The following is an 18,880-nucleotide window of genomic DNA, read 5'->3' on the forward strand; positions in this document are numbered from 1 at the left end:
AAGTCGGGGCGTAGCTCAGCCTGGTAGAGTACTGCGTTCGGGACGCAGGAGTCGCATGTTCGAATCATGTCGCCCCGACCACGATTTCCAAAAAAGCCCTTGAATTTCAAGGGCTTTTTTTTGGCTGCGGGTGTTGTCGCATAAAAAGTCGAATATGTGGCAATTGTGTGTCAATCAGCGAATCTGATCTGAGAGATGCCTCATGCCCGCCGGGCAAGAATAGCCTGATTTACCTATACGGTACTCCCAATCCAAACAGAGTCCGTATGTCTTGGAAGGAATCAACCCCCTTCCAGCAATATCCGCAACAGATCGCCTTGGCTGGTCCGAGTGCGCTCACAATCGTCGCTTGATAGGCAATTCCGGTATGGCCAAAAGGATCATACCCAAGCCTATCTGGAGAAGCAGTTCACGCAGGGCCGTCGCGCTGTGCTTCTGCAACTGGAGACCTCTTTTCAGCTTAGAGTCCGTCGCCAGGGTGCCCAACTGCAAATAGGTATTTCTGGCTTCTTCAATCTTGACCCGCGCCATATTGCAATATACAATTGCTATATACCTTCTGACTGAAAGGGTGACAGAATGTCTATTGGAACTGTCTTTATCAATAACCGCACACAGGCTGTTCGACTTCCTGTAGACGTGCGCCTACCCGAAGGCGTGCACAAGGTGGAAGTGCGTGTCAGGGGGCATGAGCGCATCATCGCGCCGGTCGGGCAGACTTGGGATAGCTTCTTCGTGGGTGGCTCCACCGTCAGCGATGACTTCATGCCCGAACGCGCCAGCCAACACCAGTCTGAGCGAGAGTCGTTCTGATGTTGCGCTACCTGTTGGACACTAACATCGTCATCTATGTCTTGAAACGGCGCCCCATCGAGCTGCTGTCCACCTTCAACGCCAACGCCAGCAGAATGGCAATATCTTCGATCACCTTGGCTGAGCTTCTGCATGGAGCGGAGAAAAGCAGCCGGGTCAGCGAGAACCTGTCAGCGATTGAGGATTTTTGTAGTCGCCTTGATGTGCTGTCCTACGGAGCTAAGGCCGCCCAGCACTATGGTGCCATCCGAGCTGCCCTGGAAAAACTGGGCCAGCCCATCGGGGTGAATGACTTGCACATCGCGGGGCACGCACGCAGTGAAGGTCTTGTGCTGGTAACGAATAACGTCTCGGAATTCACGCGCATACCGGCGCTTGAAGTGGAGAATTGGGTCAGTGCCAGCCAGTAGCCGCATTAACCACATGCGATGCTATAGGTTTTGTCGACTGCGGTATCAGGACGGTCGACTCGTGGGCAACTGCATTTAGACTGAGAAGTGGACATCGAACAATTACCCGCTCACACCATGACAAAAGAAAAACACGCGACTGTCGCGATGCAAAACGCCCCGCCACTATGTATGACAGCCGGCGTTAGGGGGCAAGACAGTGGCGAGGGATCTGTCAGGCAGGGCAAGACCCGGCTAGCTCGATCGAACAAAGGCGAAGTTGCTACTCCATAAAGGATCCGGAAGGCGTTCGGGACGCAGGAGTCGCATGTTCGAATCATGTCGCCCCGACCAATCATTTCAATATCAAGCCCTTGTCATGCAAGGGCTTTTTGTTTTTTGCCGCTGACGTCCTGGAAGCCTTGCGAGGGTGTATCGTTTCACCGCGGGCCAGCATCTCCACGAAGTTCACGATGCGCCTGGCGCGTGTTTCGGCTCGTTTGGCGTCGTTTACCCGGTAGATGACGGCGTAGCGATTGGCGCGATCCAGGGTCTCGAAGAAGCGCCTGGCTGCTTCGTTCGACGCAAGCGCAGCCGCCAGGTCTTCCGGGATTTCGGCTGTACCCTGGGAGGCGTAGGCGGCGTCCCATCGTCCATCGGCCTTTGCCGCTTCGATTTCGGCGAGTCCGGCTGGCCGCAGGCGGCCTTCCTTCTCCAGACGGTCAGCGGTGTCGCGGTTTTTCGCCGACCACCGGCTTCCGGGCCGGCGCGGCGTCATGCGAACGAGAAAGTAGTGTTCATCGAACCTGGCAAGCTGCCCATCGATCCAGCCGCAACAAAGCGCGGCCTCGATGGCGTCTTCTTTGCCGATGGTGGGCGTGGGGGCCCCGGCTTTCGCAAGCCGCAGCCAGAAGCCATTTGAGCTTCCGGAGGCATTCGACATATGCGCTTCGAGTTCCTGCGATGCGCCGAATGTCAGGATCGGCTCGTTCTTGTGAGTGAGATTGGTCGGCATGGTGATTCAGGAAATAATGGATATGGATTTTTATTTTTTGGTGATATAACTGATGTAAGATTGATTCATATTTGATGCTTTAAATGGGGGCTGCCATGCGAACGACTGTGACTATCGACGACGAACTTTACCAGCGGGCGCTTGAGGCTGCGGATCCCGGAATGGACAAATCAGACCTGTTTCGCGAGGCTGTCAAAACATTTGTCCGTGTGCAGTCCGCCAAAAGGCTGGCACGATTGGGTGCCAAGAGCCCTGAAATGCAAAGCATTCCCCGTCGGCGTGAGCCTGTCGCCTCATGAGCGGTGTGCTGGTCGACACCTCGGTCTGGGTAGATCACTTCAAACGTCATAATAGCGCTCTCGTTCACTTGCTCGAACGCGATCTGGTATTGACACACCCGCTGGTTGTCGGAGAAATTGCCTGCAGGACTCCCCCCAATCGCCAACAGACCCTGGCGGATCTAGCGAGCTTGCGCCAGAGCCAACAAGCAACCATTGAAGAAGCCATGATGTTGATGGAAAGCAGGCAACTGTATGGTTTAGGCTGCGGGCTGATCGATATGCTGCTGGTGGCTTCCGCACTGCTGACTGCTGACACCAAACTCTGGACGCTGGACAAGCGATTGAGCGGCATTGCCGATCGCGTCGGCGTCAAGCTGTGATCTGCTGCGATTCGCACAGACCGGACACACTCTAGAACTTTGGCAATCGCACTACAGCAAGGGCTCTATCTTGCCCTGGCCGTCCAGCTTGAGTCGATACGCCCGGTATCTGTGCGCCCGATGCGTTTGAGTGTGACAAGCTGGCAATAGTGAGATTGGATGGTTCTGTAGATAGGATAATAATAGTTATCTTTTAAGTAAGAAAGATAACTATTATTATCTATATTTTATTACGATGAGATAAATATGCTATCTTTAATTAGCTTTTATATAATAAAGATAACTATATGACAATGAGAGCGAACAATGGCTCAATTGCTTACCGAATATGCTGAAGCCCGCCAGGCCAGAAAGCTAAGCCAGTCGGAGCTTGCCGACTTGGCGGGCTTGAGCCGCATGGCCGTGCAGAAGATGGAAGCGGGTACTACCGATCCGCGGTTGTCGTCGCTTATTGTGCTGGCCCGAGCAATGGGAATGGAGCTCATGCTGGTTCCCCGCGCGTTGCGGCAAGACCTGGAAGCCTTTGTGCGCTCCGGGGGGCGGGCGCTTGGCCAGCCCGTGGGGGTCGATGCGCCAACCTCCGTGGTGGACGATCTGCTTTCCAATTCCGGTGGGAGATGAGTACGTTCATCCGATATCTTCGGCTGTACCTGCATGGCCCGCATGGCAAGCGAGCCATCGGATACCTTTCGCAATATGGCGATGTGCTACGAGTGTCCTTCGACCGGAACTATATTCAGGACGAAAATCGCCCGCTTCTGTCGCTGAGTTATCAAGGGGCGGATGAGGTGCGTACACAGGCCATCCTGACTGCAATGCGAGATGTCCGGCTGGTGCGGAACGATGGTAAATGGCCTGCTTTTTTTCAGAATCTACTGCCGGAGGGACATAACCGGGAGCGGCTTGCACGCGAAAGAGGCTGTCGGGTCGACGATGAATTCGAGCTACTGGCTGCTGCGGGTCACGACCTCATGGGAGGCATCGAGGTCGAGCCGGTTCCGCTTGACGAAGGAATTCCCGATCCTGTGCGCTTGTGGCACACATCCTTGGGTCTGGACGTATTGGAGCCGGGCTTTGTCGAGCTGCCTGTGGAAGACGCCGCCGCCATTCCGGGCGTTGTGACCAAGTTTTCGGCGATTCGCGATGGGCGTCGCTATACGGTTCGCCGATATGGCCAGACGGGCTCGTTTATCTTGAAGCTGCCGTCCACACGGCATCCTGATCTGGTGCGAAACGAGTATGTCGGCTATCAGTTGATGCAAGTATTGGGGCTCGACTGCGCGCAGGCCGAAGTCATCTCCCCCAAAGACGCGGAGCTTTCGGAGACCGTGCCGTTCCCCGAAATTCTTGCAGTCAGGCGATTTGACCGTGGCGCCGATGGAAGTCGAATTCACATGGAGGAATTTGCCCAGGTGCTTGGTTACGAGCCAAGACATAAGTATGGAAAGGGGCTTGAGCCCGACTTTGTAGCCATGGCGCGCATTCTGGATCAATTGTCGGCCAGGCCGGTGCACGATGTGCAAGAGTTCGTGAATCGGTACGTGGCGTTCATCCTGATGGGCAATACCGATGCCCATCTAAAGAACTGGTCATTGCTTTATAAAGATGGCGTGACACCGGCATTGGCGCCACTCTATGACCCGGTGAGTGTGAGCTCCTTCTTTTCCGAAGCGCCCGATGCCGACTATGGAATCAATCGTGCCATTGACGCCAAGTTGCACGAACTCACGTGGCGCCAACTGGAAGATCTGCTCGCGCAGGCTGGGGTCGCGCGCCGCAGCCGGGTGCTGCAGATTGCCAAGGCGTGTGTTCGCCAGGCGCAGGCTGATTGGCCTGGCGTGTTGCGCGATGCGCCACCGGCAATGCGCCGAGAGGTAAACCGCAGGCTGAACCGTGGCTTGTCGCTGACGACGTACCTATAGCGAAGCGTTTCAGGCTTGGGAAAGAATCTCCCGCACATCATCGGGCACGGTAACCGCCGCCAGCGTTGGCGGATAGGTCAGCGAGTAGGAGGCCCAGACCCGGGTCTCGGTGGCTTCCATGCAAAGCGTTTCGCCTTGATAAATGCGGTGCCTGACGGTGATGGATGTGCCGCCGATCTTTTCGATGTGGATTTCGTGGGTGACCTGGTCGAGAAGCTGCGGGGCCTTGATGAACTGCATCGAGAGCTGAACCGAGGGCAGGCCGTGGCGGGTTTCGGGGCCGATGACCGCGTGCACGTCGATGCCAAGGGACGTGAGCATCTTGGTCAGGCCGTCGACCATCCAGATTGCGTAGTTTGGGAAAAAGATAATGCCGGCCGGGTCGCACTCGCTCCATTGCAGGGTGCGTTCGTATCGATAGGTTCGCATGGTGTTTTTGCTTGTTATATGAATAAAAATAGGGTTGCCGGGGGGAGCCGCCACACCCGCATCTTATCAACAAACCCGGCGAATCCGCGTTGCGCCGAGCCTGGCGCTTGCCCGCGGCGGCAGCGGCGGCGCGCTGGTGTTTTCCCGGATTCGGGCAGCCCGGCCTATTGCGGATTTGCCATGGCGGCAGTAAGCTTCAAAAACAAAACAAGCAGTTCCCGCAGCGCGAATTCATTTTATTTGCCGGCTGTTTTTTGCTTGCCGGTCAGGCTGCGGCGGTCGCCGAAGCTGGTTTCGAAGCTTGATTCCCGGGCTGCTCGTTTTCAAGGCTGACAGTTCCGGTGGAAGAAGAAAAAAATATTAGAAAACAAGACTCAAAGGAGAATTAGTTTTGAAACTAAGTAATTATCTAAGCGCTCTGGCATGCGCGTTGCTGGTGGTGGCGGGTTCGGGCCGGGCGCAAGCCGCCGATACCTACGATATCGACGTGGTCCTGCCCTTGACGGGCGGTGCGGCGTTCCTGGGCAAGGGAGAGCAGACGGCGCTCCAGTTGCTGCAAAAAGTGGAGAACGAGAAGGGCGGCATTCACGGCCGCAAGATCAATTTTGTCTTTCACGACGATCAAACCCACCCGCAGGTTGCCGTTCCCATGGTCAACCAGATCAAGGCCGGCAATCCGGTGGTCGTGCTGGGGTCGGCGATTTCGTCGGTGTGCAATGCCATGGCGCCGCTGTTCAAGGCGAAAGGGCCGGTCAATTACTGTTTTTCGCCGTCTCTGTACCCGAAAAGCGGCAGCTATGTGTTCAGTTCCAGCATTTCGACCAAGGCGCTGGCGCAAGGCCTGCTGCAGTATTTCAGCGACAAGGGATGGACCAAGATCGGCTTGCTTACGTCTACCGACGCGACCGGGCAAGACGCGCACCGGAACATCCAGGAACTCATGGACTCCGGCAAGTTCGGCAAGCTTTCCATTGTGGCCGACCAGCAGTTCAACACCAAGGACATGAGCGCTTCGGCCCAGATACAGCGCATCAAGGGCGCCAATCCCGATGTGGTCATCGCGTGGTCCACCGGCGGGCCGATCGGCACGGTTTTCAAGGCCATCAAGGACGCGGGGCTGAATGTTCCCATCGCCACCACGGACGGCAACATGACTTACGAGCAGATGAAGCAATATGCCGATTTCCTGCCGAAGGATCTTTACATTCCGTCGCCCGAATGGCCCGAGTCCGATCTGTTGAAAGTCGCCGACAATGTCGCGGCCGCCAAGAAGGCGTTCTTCGACGCGTATGCCAAGGCAAACGTCAAGCCGGACGGCCCGTCCACCTTCGCCTGGGATCCGGCCCTGTTGGTGGTGGAGGCCTTGAAGGCGCTGCCCAAGAATGCAACGACCGAAGACCTGCGCAAGCATCTGGCCGGGCTGCAGGGCTTTGCCGGCATCAACGGTATCTACGACTTCAAGAAATTCCCGCAGCGGGGCCTTGGGCCTGCCAACGTCGTGGTGACGCGCTGGGACGTCAAGGCCGACAAATGGGCCGTCGTCAGCAAGGCCGGTGGCGGAGCACTGTAAAAAAGCAGCCCATTCATAAAAACAAAGTCGAAGGTTCTGAACAATGATTGAGTTTATTCAGATCTGTGTCGACGGGCTGGTGGTTGGGGCAATTTACGCGTTGATCGCGCTGGGTTTCTCGATTGTCTATCGGGTCACCGGCGCGATCAGCCTTGCCCAGGGCGGCTTCGTCATCGTAAGCGCGCTGGCCGGGTTCACGTTCACGGAAACGCTGGGCATGCCGCCGATTGTGGGCTTGCCCCTGGCCGTCGTGCTGACGACCATTTTCGGGACGGTGCTTGGCGCCGTGACATTCGTGCCGGCCCTGAGCCGGCTTTCCAATTCCAATGTCCTGATGATCACGGTCGGCATGCTGACGCTGCTGGAGGGGTTGTCGTTTATCGTGTGGGGCAGCCAGCCGTATGCGCCTCCGCCTTTTTCGGGCCAGAATCCGATCTCGATCGGCAGCGTGCGCATTCCGACCCAGGACTTCTGGGTGCTGGCGACGGTGGCCGTGGTGCTGGCCGGGCTGTGGTATTTGATCGGGCATACCAGGCTGGGCCGCGCTTTGCGGGCCTGTTCGGAGAATCCCGTCGCGGCAAGCCTCGTGGGGGTGAACGTGCCCCGCGTCACGGTGTTGAGCTTCATGCTGGCCACCGCGCTGGCCGCCATTGCCGGCGTGGTGGTTGCGCCCACCACGACGCTGCAATTCGATATCGGCCGGCTTTTCACGATTTCGGGCTTCATCGCCGTGGTCATCGGCGGCTTGTCCTCCTCGGCGGGGGCGCTGGTGGGGGGGCTGCTGCTGGGGCTGGCCACGCAATTGGCCACGGCCTATGTGTCCTCGCTTTTCAGCAGCGCCATTGCGCTGCTGATTCTGCTTGGCGTCCTGGTGTGGCGGCCCGGCGGGCTGATCCGTTCGAAGGTGGTGCGGCGCCTCGACGTGCGCGACGAAAAGCGCGTGCAGGGGCATTTGTTGCGCTTTCCTCCCAGGACGGCGATATGGCTTGCGGTGGCGGGGCTGGTCATTGCCCTGGCCTTGCCGCATTTCATTACCTCCCGCGGGGTCATGAGCAGTCTCACCATCGCGGCCATCCAGTTCATCGCCCTGATCGGGCTCGACCTGCTCATGGGGTATTGCGGCCAGGTAAGCCTGGGGCACGCCGGGTTCATGGCCATAGGCGGCTACACGGCCGGCTACCTGGTCATCAATTACGATGTCCATCCTTTGCTGGGCATTCTGGCCGGCATGGGGTTGTCGCTGGTGTGCGCCCTGGTCCTGGCGGTAGTGACATTGCGCTTGCGGGGCTTGTACCTGGCGCTTGCGACGCTGGCGTTTTCCCTGCTCGTCGATTCCTGCGCCGTGGGGTTCATCGACATTACCGGCGGACCCTCCGGGCTCGTCGGCGTGCCGTCGTTCTCGATGGCGGGCTTCGATTTCGATACACCCGTGTCCATGTATTACCTGGCCGTGGGGGTGAGCGTCATTGTGCTGTTGCTGTTGTTCGGTGGGCTCAGGTCGCGCTTCGGCCGCGCGATCATCGCCATCCGCACCGACCAGATGGCGGCCGGCGCGCTGGGCGTCAATGTGGTCCGCCACAAGCTGGCCGTGTTTTCCATCAGCGCCGTGCTGGCGTCGCTCAGCGGCAGCCTGTACGCGTTCTCGTTCAATTTTCTTTCGCCCGACATGGTGGGCGTGAACAAGTCTTTCGAGCTGGTTTCCATGATGGTCATCGGCGGCGAGGGCACCTTGGTGGGTTCGCTGTTCGGCTGTATTTTGCTGACGCTGCTGCCCACCATCTTCCAGTCGCTTGCCTACTACAAGACCCTGGCCAGCGGCTTGTTGCTGATCGTGTGCTTCCTGTACCTGCCCCAAGGTATTTATGGCGCGTTCGCCGAGCGCCTGGTGCGCTGGACTTCCCGTTCCGGGCCATCGGAGGCGGCGCTGGATACGTCCGGAAGGAGGGCCGCATGAGCAATCCGGTTGATTCCGTTCAAGGGCCGTGTGTGTTGTCGGTACGGGGGCTGTCCAAATCGTTTGGCGGGGTTCGCGCCGCGTCGGACGTGACGTTCGACGCGCGGGAAGGCGAGATCACGGCGCTCATCGGCCCGAACGGCGCGGGCAAGACCACGGTCTTCAATCTGATGACGAATATCTTCCCCTACGAGGGGGAGGTTCGCTTCGACGGACGGGACATCAAGGGGCTGAGCCCCATCCAGGTGGCTCAAGCGGGGCTGATACGCACGTATCAATCGGCGCGCGTATTTCCCGGCATGACCGTGCTCGAGAATGTGCTGATGGGGCGGCATCGCCTTTTGAAAAGCGCGCCGCTGTCCCAGTTCTTTTGGGGGCGGTCGAGCCGGAGGGAAGAGGCCGATCTTCGGCGCCGGGCCGAAGGCCTGCTGGATCTGGTGGACCTGCTGAAAGAGCGCGATACCCATGCCGTCGATCTGCCCATGGGCGCGCAGAAGCTGCTTGAAGTCGTTCGCGCCCTGATGAGCCAGCCGCGGCTGCTTTGCCTGGACGAACCCGCTGCCGGCCTCAACGACCGGGAAACCGAGGATCTGGCGGTATTGCTCAAGGCGGTTCGCGCCAGCGGCGTGCCGGTTCTGCTGGTCGAGCACAATATGGGGCTGGTCATGGGCGTTGCCGACCAGGTGGTGGTGCTGGATGCCGGCGCGGTTATCGGCCGGGGGACTCCCGCCGAGATCCAGCACAACGAAAGAGTGATTCAGGCTTATCTTGGACGGGAAGATCATGCCACTGCTTGAGTTGCGCAATGTATCCGCCGGCTATTCGCATGCGAACGTGTTGCACGATGTCGACCTCACCCTCTCCAAGGGAGAGATCGTGACCTTGGTCGGCGCCAACGGCGCGGGCAAGTCCACCCTGGTGAGAAGCATTTCGGGTGTGATGCATGCGCGCCAGGGCGAGATACTGCTCGAGGGCAAGCCCATTACCGGGCTCTCGCCGGCGGAACGGCTTACGCTGGGCATTTCCCATGTGCCGGAGGGCCGCCAGATTTTCCTGGGCATGACCGTGGCCGAGAACCTGCGGCTGGGCGGCTACGGGGCGGCGGATAGCGGCAAAGAGGCCGAGGCTGCGCGGCTCGAGCGGGTGTGCGGGCTGTTTCCAATTCTGCGCGAGCGCTTCGATCATACGGCCGGCAATTTTTCCGGCGGCCAGCAGCAACTGCTGGCCATCGCGCGCGGCCTGATGTCGGGGCCGCGCCTGCTCATCCTGGACGAACCCTCGCTGGGCGTGGCGCCCTTGCTGGTGGCCGAGATATTCAAGCTGATCGAAAGGCTGCGGGACGAAGGGCTGACGATTCTGCTTGCCGAGCAGAATGCGCGCCAGGCGCTGGCCATCGCCGATCGCGGCTACGTGGTCGAGAACGGGCGCCTGACCATGTCCGGCCCCGCCAAAGATCTTTTGCGGTCGCCGGACATCGTCGAGAAATATCTTGGCGCCGGCGCGGGCGGGGCCAAAGCGTTGTCGGAACGTTCCGGGCCGATGGCGGCGAAGCTTGCGGCGCTGATTCGCTAGCGTGTTGAGCCTGAGGGTGGGGCGGTCAGTCCTGGGTGTCGAACTCGTCGAGCCGCGCCCCGATATTGCTCTGAATGGCTCCCAGCAGCTTGAGCAGCAAATCGATTTCCTGTTCGGAGAACCCGGCAACGGCTTCGTTGACGACGTCGGCGGCCAGAGGCAGCGTCAGGTCTTTGAGCTTGCGGCCCTTGCTGGTGAGGAAGATGTTCCACTTGCGCCGGTCATGGCTGTCCCGGACCCGTTTGACGAGGCCCCGGTTCTCCATCGACAGAATGGCGCTGAGGGTGGTCGGTTCCATGGCGCCGACGCGGTTCGAAAGCTCGCGCTGCGTGAGCCCGTCTTCGTTCCAGAGCACCCGCAAAAAATACCACATGCCCAGCGTCACCCGGTGCGGGTGGATGCGAAGCTGCAGATAGCGCTGGATCAGCCGGTGCGTGGTGCGGATTTGATAGCCCACGCTTCGCGACAACGGTAGCTCGACGCTGCTCGGGGAAGGGTTTTGGTCTTTTGCGCTCATGCCCATGGCTGGTTGCCGACCGGCGGGATTGCCGAGTGCGCGGCTTGGCCAATTCGAATTCGCCTGCGCGAATCGGCCAGGCGGCACATTGGCGCAAGTGTACCGCGATGCCAGGCCGCCTTGCGAAAAAAGCGCGCGCCGCAGAGGCGCCGTGTCGCGGCCGGCTCAGTGCGGGCTTGTTCACACGGGGGCGACGCGAAAGGATCTCCAGTCTTTCCCTTTGGGCACCATGGTCTGGAAGGAACAGACATCCGCGGGAATCGCATCGGCGCCGGTGCCTATGGCTTTGCCTGTGTCCTGGAACGCCTGGACGGCCTTCAGCATCTGCTTGCGGAACTCCACGACGGCGATGTCGCTGGCGCCAAGGTGGTCGTGGCTTCGGTCGGCCATGGGGCCCATGGTGGTCCACATGGCAATGTCCTGGTTCGGAAAGCCCGTAATGCCGGTGAAGTTGCCCGCCTTCATGGCCTGCCGATCCTGCCAATAATGGTTGTCGCGATTGCGCAGGGGGCGGTAGTCGTCGTCCAGGTCCACGCCCACCGTTTGTCCCAGGAACTTGCGCCACGCGGCGGTATCGGGCGTTTGCGACGGCTGGCCCCAGGCGATGAAATAGAACACGGTTGTCGTGTCGTTTGCGGGCACGTTGATGTTGGCGACGTTGTACAGATTGTTGGGCGGAATCAAGGCGGTAGAGGGCGCGACAAAGACGGTCGAGCGCACGTAGTCGTTGACGTCGGCATTGTGTATGGGCTTGCGGATGGCTGCGTAGCGGAAGCCGTAGCCGGTCCGGTCGATCTGCATGCGGGGCGCTTTGTCGGTGGAAGGGCGAAGCCAGTTGTTTTCGGTGGCTTCGGCGCCGCTGACTTCCGCCGGCACCATGTCCGACGAGTGCAGGCTCGAACTATGCGCGGAGTCGATGGCGCCTTCCAGCACCTGGGCCCAGTTGCACGGCAGCACAGCCTTGGCGATTGTTACCTTGACCTGATCGTTGGGCGCCCAGGCAGGCGGGTGGAACTCGGGCATGGTCTCGGGCGGCCCCATATAGGCCCACACCATGCCGCCCCATTCTTGCGTGGGGTAGGCGGGGTGCGTGATGCCCGCGGCCATCCGGTTGCCGGCGGGTTCCGAAACCATTTCCAGGATGTTTCCGCCTATGTCGAACTTCCAGCCATGGTAAAGGCAGCGCAGCCCGTCTTCCTCGTTGCGGCCCAGCGCCAGGGAGGCGCCGCGATGGGGACAGTGCTCGCCGATCAGGCCGATCTGGCCGGATGTATTGCGGAACACCACCAGTTCTTCGCCGAAAACCTGTGTCCGGACCGGTGTGCCGTCGGGCTCGGGAACTTCCTCGAGCAGGCACACGGGCGTCCAATGCCGCCGCATGAGCTGCCCCATGGGCGCATCGCCCGCGACGCGGCACAAAAGATCGTTTTCCTCGGGAGTCATCGTTATCTCCTTGCTGGCGCGGTGTATGGCGCAAGCCCGCGGCAGCGAAAATAATTTCTTATCGTGGTTTATTCCTGTACTATTAATATTATTAGATCTCTAACATTAATGCAATGCCGGCGTGCGGCTTGGCGATGCGGCGCGTTCGAGTCCGAGTGCCGCCGGATGGCCGGATTGGGGAGCGGGCGTTATAAACGCTCCATCATCAATGCAGTTTTCTTTGCGAGAACAGGATGGCAAACGAAGAAGCGATCGGCTTGGGAGTAGTAGGGTTGGGGCGCGCGTTCACTCTGATGCTGCCCACGTTCATGGCGGATGAGCGGGTGCGCCTGGTGGCCGCCGCCGATCCCCGGCCGGGCGCGCGCGGCCGATTCGAACAGGACTTCGGCGGGGCTGCCTACCCGGATATCGGGCAATTGTGCCGGGATCCCCGTGTGGAGGCCGTATACATCGCCTCGCCGCATCAGTTCCATGCCGAGCATGCCGAGATTGCGGCGGCAGCGGGCAAGGCCATCTTGGTCGAGAAGCCCATGGCCATCAACCTGGACGACTGCACACGCATCGTCGATGCTGTGCGGCGGCACGGCACCGTGCTGGTGGTCGGCCATTCGCATAGCTTCGATGGGCCGGTGCTGCATGCCGCCCGCCTGCTCCAGTCCGGCCGCTACGGGCGGGTTTGCATGCTCAACGCGTTCAATTACACGGATTTTTTGTATCGGCCCCGCCGGCCCGAAGAGCTCGACACCGCGCAGGGCGGCGGCGTGGTTTTCAGCCAGGCCGCGCACCAGGTCGATATCGCCCGGCTCTTGATGGGCGGCATGGTCGACTCGGTCACGGCCCGCACGGGCCGATGGGATGCCGGCCGGCCCACCGAAGGCGCTTATGGCGCCTTGCTGGGCTTTCAGGGCGGCGCGTTCGCCACACTTACCTATAGCGGCTATGCGCACTACGACAGCGACGAATTGATGGATGGCATCGGAGAAATGGGGATCCGCAAGGCTCGATGCGGGCACGACCTGGCGCGCCAGCGGCTGGCGGGGTACGGATCGCCAGCCGAAGAGGCCAGGCTCAAGCAGGAAAGCGGCTACGGGGGCGAGCGCTATCAGGCGCCCTCAAGCCAGGAAACGCGGTTTCACCAGCATTTCGGCCATGTGCTGGTTTCCGCCGAGGGCGCCGACATCAAGCTGACACCGCAGGGGCTCATGATATACGGCGATCGCGAAATCACCTTCGAGCCGACGCCCAAGAGCGCCGTGCCGCGCTCGGAAGTCGTCGATGAAATCTGGGCCGCGTTGCGGCAGGGGCAGCCGCCGGTGCACGATGCCTTGTGGGCCCGCGCAACCACCGAGGTCTGCCTGGCCATTTTGCAGTCGGCAGCGGGCGCGGGCGGCGTTTCCATGCGCTTTCAGGTTCCTGCGGTAAAGTGAGGGAGAAATTGCTTTCGTACCGCGCCACTGGCGCGGCTTCGGAAATAGGCGGGTGGATGCGCAGGCTTATGGAATCGGATAGAAAAACATCATGTTGAACAAGAAAGACTGGCGCGACGCCGTGCCCCAGGATCGCCTTGCCCACTTGATCAAGGATGCGCGGCGGGCCATGGAGCGCGCGCTGCAGATACGGCTGATCGACCATTCGGTTTCGTTCGGGCATTGGTCTTTCCTGCGTATTCTGTGGGAGCACGATGGCCTGACCCAGCGCGAGCTCAGCGAACTGGCGGGCACCTCCGCCCCGACGACGTTTGCCGCCATCAAGGCCATGGAGTCCCTGGGCTATGTGCACCGCAGCCAGAAAGCCGGGAACAAGAAGAATATCTACATTTCCCTGACCGAAAAAGGCCGGGCCTTGAAGCAGCACCTGCTGCCGCTGGCCGAAGAGGTCAATGCCGTCGCCATCAATGGGCTGGCGCTTGAAGACGTGCTGATCGCCCGGAAAGTGCTGGTTCAAATCGCCGAGAACCTGTCGTCCGACGAGAAAGACCTGCACGAATCCGAGAACCGCCGGGTTCCTTCCACCCGCGAGCTGGGCCGGCTGCTTCTGCTGGATCGGCCGGACTGAGGCGGCAACGGGCGAGGCTGGCCGCCCGCCGCCGAGGCTGCTGATCAATCCAGCTTTTGATGCACGGCATCGGCCACCCTGAACAGGGTGGCGTCCTCGAAGTGGCGGCCTACCAGCATGAGCCCGACCGGTTTGTCTTCCGAGGTTCCGCAGCATACGGAAATGGCCGGATGGCCGGAAATGTCGAAGGGGCAGGTGTTGTTGACCGGCCCCCAACTGGCGACCAGCACATCTTTGGGCGAGGCGTCGTCGGGAAGCAGGCGCGTGGCCGTCATGGCTGTGGTGGGCATGAGCAGCGCGTCGTACTGGTTCAGCCGGGCGTCGTATTCGGCGCGCAAGCGTTGGACCAGGTTGCGCGCCTTGGCGTAGAGCCTTCCGCCATGGCGGGCGAAGATTGCACCGGTAAGCAGGCCGCCCTTGATGGTGGGAGGCAGTTCGTTGATGTGCTCTTGCCAGCCCGCAATGGCGCGCATGAAGGAAAGCGAGTAGGCGCCGTTCACGCCGTAGAAGCCCATGCCGTGGGCGTGGGCCAGGTTGTGGTACGAGCCTTCGATGCAAATGGGCAGCCAAAGCGCCGAGCCGATGTTGTGCCAGGGGATGGAGATTTCATCGACCACCGCGCCTTGCGCCTGCAGCCGTTTGGCCGCTTCGCGCACGGCCTTGTCCACCCCCGGCTCGGACTCGGGCCGCCCGAAGCCTTCCTTGACCAGGGCGATGCGCATGCCGCGAACGCCCTGGCCGAGGACTTCGGTGTAGGCCTGGGTGCGCACGCCTTTCTGGCGGCCGTCGATGCCGTCGTCGCCGGCAATGACTTCCAGCAGTTGGGCGCATTCTTCGACGGTGTCGGCCATGGGGCCGACGTGGTCCAGGCAGTATTCGATGCCCAGCACGCCGGTGTACGGCACCAGGCCGTAGGTGGGCTTGTGGCCCACAATGCCGCAGAACGACGCCGGCATGCGGATGGAGCCGGCCTGGTCGGCGCCGATGGCCATATCGACCTCGTGCGCCGCCACCAGCGCGGCGCTGCCGTTGCTGGAACCGCCCGTGGTATGCCCCGGTGCGCGCGGGTTCTCGACGGGACCGGTGGAAGCGGTTGAGCTGCTGGTGGAAAAGCACAGGTATTCGGCGACGGATTTGCCGGCGATTTCGGCCCCGGCGTCCAGCATGCGCGTGACGATGGTGGCGTCGGTTTCAGGCACGTAGCCGTCGAGTATGGAGGCGCCGTTGGTCAGCGGGACGCCGGCCACGAAGACGTTGTCCTTCACGGCGATGCGCTTGCCCGCCAGCTTGCCTTGCGGCGCCCCTTTGATGCTGGTCTTGTAGTACCAGGCATTGCAGGGATTGTCGGCGGCGTCGGGCCGATGGCCGGGAGTGCGCGGGTATTTGATTTCGGCAGCGGGCTCGGGCAGTTGCTCGATCATGCGCAGGGCCGGTGTGATGGCGCTGAGGAACTCGTGGTAGCTGCCCGCTTCGGCGGGGGTCAGATCCATGCCCAGATCGGCGCCCACGCGCCTTAGACCGTCCTGATCGGGGAAAAAGAATGCCATAGGTAAGCCTCCTTTGATCGGCGTGCGCCCGAGAACGCCTTGAGCCTCAGCGCACTTGGTTGTCGTTATTAGCGATTCTGCCACGAATGGCGTGGCCCGCACATGATTCCCGCCGCGCAAGCCGCGAAAAACGCGGCCTGGGCGGCAGGGAAGCTTTGTTATTTTTATTGGCAATCCGGAGATTGCCGGCAGTGGGCTACTTCAGGGCGCACTGGGTGTGATAGGCGTCCTGGTGGTCGGTCAGCGGCTTGGCTATGGTTTTCAGCGAAACGCGGCCCTTGTCGTCCTTGGCGACTTCGAAGGCGTACATGTCCTGGATGGGGAAATGGTTGTTGCCGAACTTGAAGTTGCCGCGCACCGACTTGAAGTCCGCCGCTTTCAGGGCTTTGCGGAAGGCGTCCTTGTCGGTGGCCTTGCCGCCGGTCTTGCGCAGCGCGCTGTCGATCAGCAGGGCCGAATCGTAGGCCTGAGCGGCATACTGCGACGGAATGCGGTTGTATTTCTTTTCGAAGTCCGCCACGAATTTCTTGCTGACGGGGTTGTCGAAGTCGGGGCCCCAGAAGGTTCCCGAGATGACGCCCAGGGCGGTGTCCTTGAGAGCCGGCAGGGTGGTGCCGTCGACCGTCGAGGCGCTGAGCAGAGGCTGCTTGCCCAGCATGCCGGCCTGGCGGAATTGCTTGATGAAGTTCACACCCATGCCACCGGGGTAGAACACGTAGACGGCGTCGGGGGCTGTGGCCTGGAGTTGCGCGATTTCGGCGGAGTAGTCCGGCTGGTTGAGCTGCGTGTATACCTCGCCGACGACCTTGCCCTTGAAGAAGCGTTTGAAGCCTTCCAGTTGATCTTTGCCCGACTGGTAGTTGGGGGCCATGAGGTAGACGTTCTTGTAGCCCTTTTGGTTGGCGTACTCGCCCACGACCTCGGCCTGGTTGTCGTTTTGCCAGGAAGTAAAGAAGAAGTTGGCGTTGCATTGCTTGCCCGCCAGCGGAGCCGGGCCGGCGTTGGAACTGATGAGGAAGGTTCCCGCTTCGGCCACAGGCTTGGAAATGGCCATGAGCACGTTGGAGAAGGTGATGCCGGTGATGACGTCGACGTGGTCTTTCTCGATGAGCTTGCGCACGTTCTGGACGCCAAGATCCGGCTTGAGCTGGTCGTCTTCCTTGATGATGGTGGTTTTCGTGTTGCCGAGCTTGCCGCCAAGTTGGTCCACCGCCAGCATGAAGCCGTCGTACTGGTCTTGCCCAAGGGCCGCGGCCGGGCCTGACAACGTTGCCATGAAACCTATCTTTACGTCGGCATGCGCGGCTGAAACGCCGCCAAAAGCCAATGCCAGCGCCAGCGCGCCGCCGCACAATGAGAATTTTGTCTTCATAACACCTCCTTTAGGGTTAAAGCACTTTACGATACTTTAAAGGGTCTTGTTATCAGTAGTAACCAGTGGTTGTCTGGGGTTTTGCTTCTGGACTTTGCGAAACCCAGGCCTGGATGCTCTTGATGAAGCTGTTGGCGGCGGGGGACAGGCTCTTTCCCGCCATGTAGTAGATATATATCTGGCGATAGTACACGGGCTTGACGAGGGGGATCATGACCAGGCCGTGGGCGTGGACCAGAGCCTCGGAGGACGTGGGGCAGGTGGTCAGCCCCATGCCGTTGGCCACCATGCCCATGGCGGTCGTGACGTACGACACCTCGTGGGCGGGCTTGGCCATGGCGATGCCGTGCGCTTGAAGGGTGGCGGAAAGGCTGGCGAAGGCATCGCGGGTGGGGGCAATGAAAGGCCAGGCGCTTGTTTCTTCCCATCGAACCACTTTTTTGGAAGCCAGCGGGTGGTGCGCGGGGCAGACCAGCTGGTGCTGGTCCCGAAACAGTGGAATCTCGCTGATCTCACGGGTGTTGCCGGCCTCCCGCCCGCTTGGAAAGCGGTCGGGGCCGATGGCCAGCTCCACTTCGCCGTCGCGCAGCACGGAAAGCAGGCGCTCCGGCAAGGTGTCGTGCAGCTTTACCGTGATGCCGGGGTATTCGCCGAGCCACTGCGAAATGAGCCGCGGCATCACGGTGCTGGCCATCAATTGCGGCGCGGCCACGCGCAAGGTTCCGCTTTTCTTGTCCCGGATGTCGTTGAGGCGCTCGACCGTCGCGGCCAGGTTGTTGAAGATGCTTTGGGCCGTAGGCAGCAGCTCGTGGCCGGCTTCCGTGACCGTGACTTTGCGGGTGGTTCGATCCAGAAGCTGTACGCCGAGTTCTTGTTCCAGATCGCGGATGAGCACACTGATGGCGGATTGGGTGAGGTGCAGAGCCATGGCCGCTTCGGTGAAGCTGCCCGTTGCGGCGATGGCGGCGAATGCTTTGAGCTGCTTCAGCGTTGGTCCGGGATTCATGCGATATTTTCATCAAATAATTAAATTATTTCGTTTGAATTATAAGTAGCAGGGCCTTCTAATACAAAGAAGCCCGCGCATGCGGAGCTGGCGCAATGGGTGCGGCGCAAGGCCGAACGGGCGGGCGGCCGCCAAATCGGGTTTTCCCGTGAGCGCAATAAATTCATTTGGTGTTCAAAAGGTGCTACATGACTGCTGTTCCGCAGATCAACACTCCGCCTCTCGCGGGGAAAACCGCCGTCGTCACCGGGGGCAGCAGCGGCATAGGCGCGGCCTGTGCGCGGCTTCTGGCGGAGCAGGGCGCTACCGTCGTCATCGGCTTCAACAAGGGCGAAGCCCAGGCCGAGGAGCTGCGGCGCGAGCTGCCCGGCAGCGGCCATCGGATCCTGCACATACCCTTGACCGACATTCCCGCGCATGAGCGGGTCGCCGCCTTCCTGAAGGAAGCGTTCGGGACGGTGGATATCCTGGTGAATTCGGCGGGCTTCACGAAACGCATTGCGCACAGCAATCTGGAGGAGATGGACTACGCTTGTTTCGTCGATATCCTGAATGCCAACGTGGCCGGCCACTTTTCCATCATCCGTGCGCTCATGCCGCTGCTGCGCGCCTCGG

Annotated in this window: 21 protein-coding genes and 1 tRNA gene; 15 read left to right on the forward strand and 7 right to left on the reverse strand. The window is 60.7% G+C overall.

Annotated elements, in window-relative coordinates; translation table 11 throughout:
• Positions 1-4: 4 nt before the first annotated feature.
• The 3 genes from VNT00_RS17195 to vapC all read left to right on the forward strand — a co-directional run bounded on the left by VNT00_RS17195 (position 5) and on the right by vapC (position 1,223).
• Positions 5-81, forward strand: a tRNA-Pro gene (locus tag VNT00_RS17195).
• Positions 82-579: 498 nt separating this feature from the next.
• On the forward strand, positions 580-813 hold the full coding sequence (vapB, locus tag VNT00_RS17200) for a type II toxin-antitoxin system VapB family antitoxin (protein ID WP_325589724.1): 234 nt from the start codon (positions 580-582) through the stop codon (positions 811-813).
• Positions 813-1,223 carry a type II toxin-antitoxin system tRNA(fMet)-specific endonuclease VapC gene (gene vapC, locus VNT00_RS17205; RefSeq protein WP_325589726.1) on the forward strand — a complete coding sequence of 137 codons (411 nt, stop codon included), beginning with the start codon at positions 813-815 and terminating at the stop codon, positions 1,221-1,223. The genes vapB and vapC overlap by 1 nt, the downstream gene beginning before the upstream one ends.
• 334 nt (positions 1,224-1,557) lie before the next feature.
• Here vapC and VNT00_RS17210 read toward each other — a convergent pair whose 3' ends face one another.
• Entirely contained in the window at positions 1,558-2,217 is a 660-nt protein-coding gene (locus VNT00_RS17210; RefSeq protein ID WP_325589728.1) for a YdeI/OmpD-associated family protein, read from the reverse strand.
• 95 nt (positions 2,218-2,312) lie between these two features.
• On the opposite strand from VNT00_RS17210, the gene VNT00_RS17215 reads away from it, so the two are divergent.
• The 4 genes from VNT00_RS17215 to VNT00_RS17230 all read left to right on the forward strand — a co-directional run bounded on the left by VNT00_RS17215 (position 2,313) and on the right by VNT00_RS17230 (position 4,800).
• Positions 2,313-2,516 (forward strand): type II toxin-antitoxin system VapB family antitoxin, encoded by a 204-nt coding sequence (locus VNT00_RS17215; protein WP_325589730.1) that lies wholly within the window; start codon positions 2,313-2,315, stop codon positions 2,514-2,516.
• Positions 2,513-2,878, forward strand: a complete 366-nt coding sequence (locus VNT00_RS17220; protein WP_325589732.1) for a type II toxin-antitoxin system VapC family toxin — start codon at positions 2,513-2,515, stop codon at positions 2,876-2,878. Before VNT00_RS17215 ends, VNT00_RS17220 begins: the two co-directional genes overlap by 4 nt.
• 306 nt (positions 2,879-3,184) lie before the next feature.
• Positions 3,185-3,499 carry a helix-turn-helix transcriptional regulator gene (locus tag VNT00_RS17225; protein WP_325589734.1) on the forward strand — a complete coding sequence of 105 codons (315 nt, stop codon included), beginning with the start codon at positions 3,185-3,187 and terminating at the stop codon, positions 3,497-3,499.
• Positions 3,496-4,800, forward strand: a complete 1,305-nt coding sequence (locus tag VNT00_RS17230) for a type II toxin-antitoxin system HipA family toxin (RefSeq protein WP_325589736.1) — start codon at positions 3,496-3,498, stop codon at positions 4,798-4,800. The genes VNT00_RS17225 and VNT00_RS17230 overlap by 4 nt, the downstream gene beginning before the upstream one ends.
• A 9-nt stretch (positions 4,801-4,809) precedes the next feature.
• On the opposite strand, the gene VNT00_RS17235 is transcribed toward VNT00_RS17230, so the two are convergent.
• A complete protein-coding gene (locus tag VNT00_RS17235; protein WP_325589737.1) occupies positions 4,810-5,229 on the reverse strand; it encodes an acyl-CoA thioesterase in 420 nt (139 codons plus the stop codon).
• A gap of 107 nt (positions 5,230-5,336) precedes the next feature.
• Between VNT00_RS17235 and VNT00_RS17240 the strand changes: the two genes are divergently transcribed.
• The 5 genes from VNT00_RS17240 to VNT00_RS17260 all read left to right on the forward strand — a co-directional run bounded on the left by VNT00_RS17240 (position 5,337) and on the right by VNT00_RS17260 (position 10,325).
• Positions 5,337-5,534 (forward strand): hypothetical protein, encoded by a 198-nt coding sequence (locus VNT00_RS17240; protein WP_325589739.1) that lies wholly within the window; start codon positions 5,337-5,339, stop codon positions 5,532-5,534.
• Positions 5,535-5,620: 86 nt separating this feature from the next.
• A complete protein-coding gene (locus tag VNT00_RS17245; RefSeq protein WP_325589741.1) occupies positions 5,621-6,799 on the forward strand; it encodes an ABC transporter substrate-binding protein in 1,179 nt (392 codons plus the stop codon).
• A 43-nt stretch (positions 6,800-6,842) separates the two neighbouring features.
• Positions 6,843-8,753 carry an ABC transporter permease gene (locus VNT00_RS17250; protein ID WP_325589743.1) on the forward strand — a complete coding sequence of 637 codons (1,911 nt, stop codon included), beginning with the start codon at positions 6,843-6,845 and terminating at the stop codon, positions 8,751-8,753.
• A complete protein-coding gene (locus VNT00_RS17255; protein WP_325589744.1) occupies positions 8,750-9,550 on the forward strand; it encodes an ABC transporter ATP-binding protein in 801 nt (266 codons plus the stop codon). The genes VNT00_RS17250 and VNT00_RS17255 overlap by 4 nt, the downstream gene beginning before the upstream one ends.
• Positions 9,537-10,325, forward strand: a complete 789-nt coding sequence (locus tag VNT00_RS17260; protein ID WP_325589746.1) for an ABC transporter ATP-binding protein — start codon at positions 9,537-9,539, stop codon at positions 10,323-10,325. Before VNT00_RS17255 ends, VNT00_RS17260 begins: the two co-directional genes overlap by 14 nt.
• A 25-nt stretch (positions 10,326-10,350) precedes the next feature.
• On the opposite strand, the gene VNT00_RS17265 is transcribed toward VNT00_RS17260, so the two are convergent.
• The gene (locus VNT00_RS17265) at positions 10,351-10,842 is read right to left on the reverse strand and encodes a MarR family winged helix-turn-helix transcriptional regulator (RefSeq protein ID WP_325589748.1); all 492 of its coding nucleotides are present in this window, start codon (positions 10,840-10,842) and stop codon (positions 10,351-10,353) included.
• A gap of 180 nt (positions 10,843-11,022) precedes the next feature.
• Positions 11,023-12,285 (reverse strand): Rieske 2Fe-2S domain-containing protein, encoded by a 1,263-nt coding sequence (locus VNT00_RS17270; protein WP_325589750.1) that lies wholly within the window; start codon positions 12,283-12,285, stop codon positions 11,023-11,025.
• Positions 12,286-12,518: 233 nt separating this feature from the next.
• Between VNT00_RS17270 and VNT00_RS17275 the strand changes: the two genes are divergently transcribed.
• Positions 12,519-13,712 carry a Gfo/Idh/MocA family protein gene (locus VNT00_RS17275; protein WP_325589752.1) on the forward strand — a complete coding sequence of 398 codons (1,194 nt, stop codon included), beginning with the start codon at positions 12,519-12,521 and terminating at the stop codon, positions 13,710-13,712.
• A 91-nt stretch (positions 13,713-13,803) separates the two neighbouring features.
• Positions 13,804-14,340: a MarR family winged helix-turn-helix transcriptional regulator gene (locus VNT00_RS17280; RefSeq protein WP_325589753.1), complete on the forward strand. Its 537-nt coding sequence runs from the start codon at positions 13,804-13,806 to the stop codon at positions 14,338-14,340.
• A 44-nt stretch (positions 14,341-14,384) separates the two neighbouring features.
• Here VNT00_RS17280 and VNT00_RS17285 read toward each other — a convergent pair whose 3' ends face one another.
• The 3 genes from VNT00_RS17285 to VNT00_RS17295 all read right to left on the reverse strand — a co-directional run bounded on the left by VNT00_RS17285 (position 14,385) and on the right by VNT00_RS17295 (position 18,265).
• A complete protein-coding gene (locus VNT00_RS17285) occupies positions 14,385-15,887 on the reverse strand; it encodes an amidase (protein ID WP_325589755.1) in 1,503 nt (500 codons plus the stop codon).
• 196 nt (positions 15,888-16,083) lie between these two features.
• Positions 16,084-17,259: an ABC transporter substrate-binding protein gene (locus VNT00_RS17290; RefSeq protein ID WP_325589757.1), complete on the reverse strand. Its 1,176-nt coding sequence runs from the start codon at positions 17,257-17,259 to the stop codon at positions 16,084-16,086.
• A 52-nt stretch (positions 17,260-17,311) separates the two neighbouring features.
• Positions 17,312-18,265 (reverse strand): LysR family transcriptional regulator, encoded by a 954-nt coding sequence (locus tag VNT00_RS17295; RefSeq protein WP_325589759.1) that lies wholly within the window; start codon positions 18,263-18,265, stop codon positions 17,312-17,314.
• 188 nt (positions 18,266-18,453) lie between these two features.
• On the opposite strand from VNT00_RS17295, the gene VNT00_RS17300 reads away from it, so the two are divergent.
• On the forward strand, positions 18,454-18,880 hold a 427-nt coding region (locus VNT00_RS17300), incomplete at its 3' end, for an SDR family NAD(P)-dependent oxidoreductase (RefSeq protein ID WP_325589761.1).

It is taken from the genome of Eoetvoesiella sp. (assembly GCF_035555955.1).
In the GTDB taxonomy this organism is placed as follows: domain Bacteria; phylum Pseudomonadota; class Gammaproteobacteria; order Burkholderiales; family Burkholderiaceae_B; genus Eoetvoesia.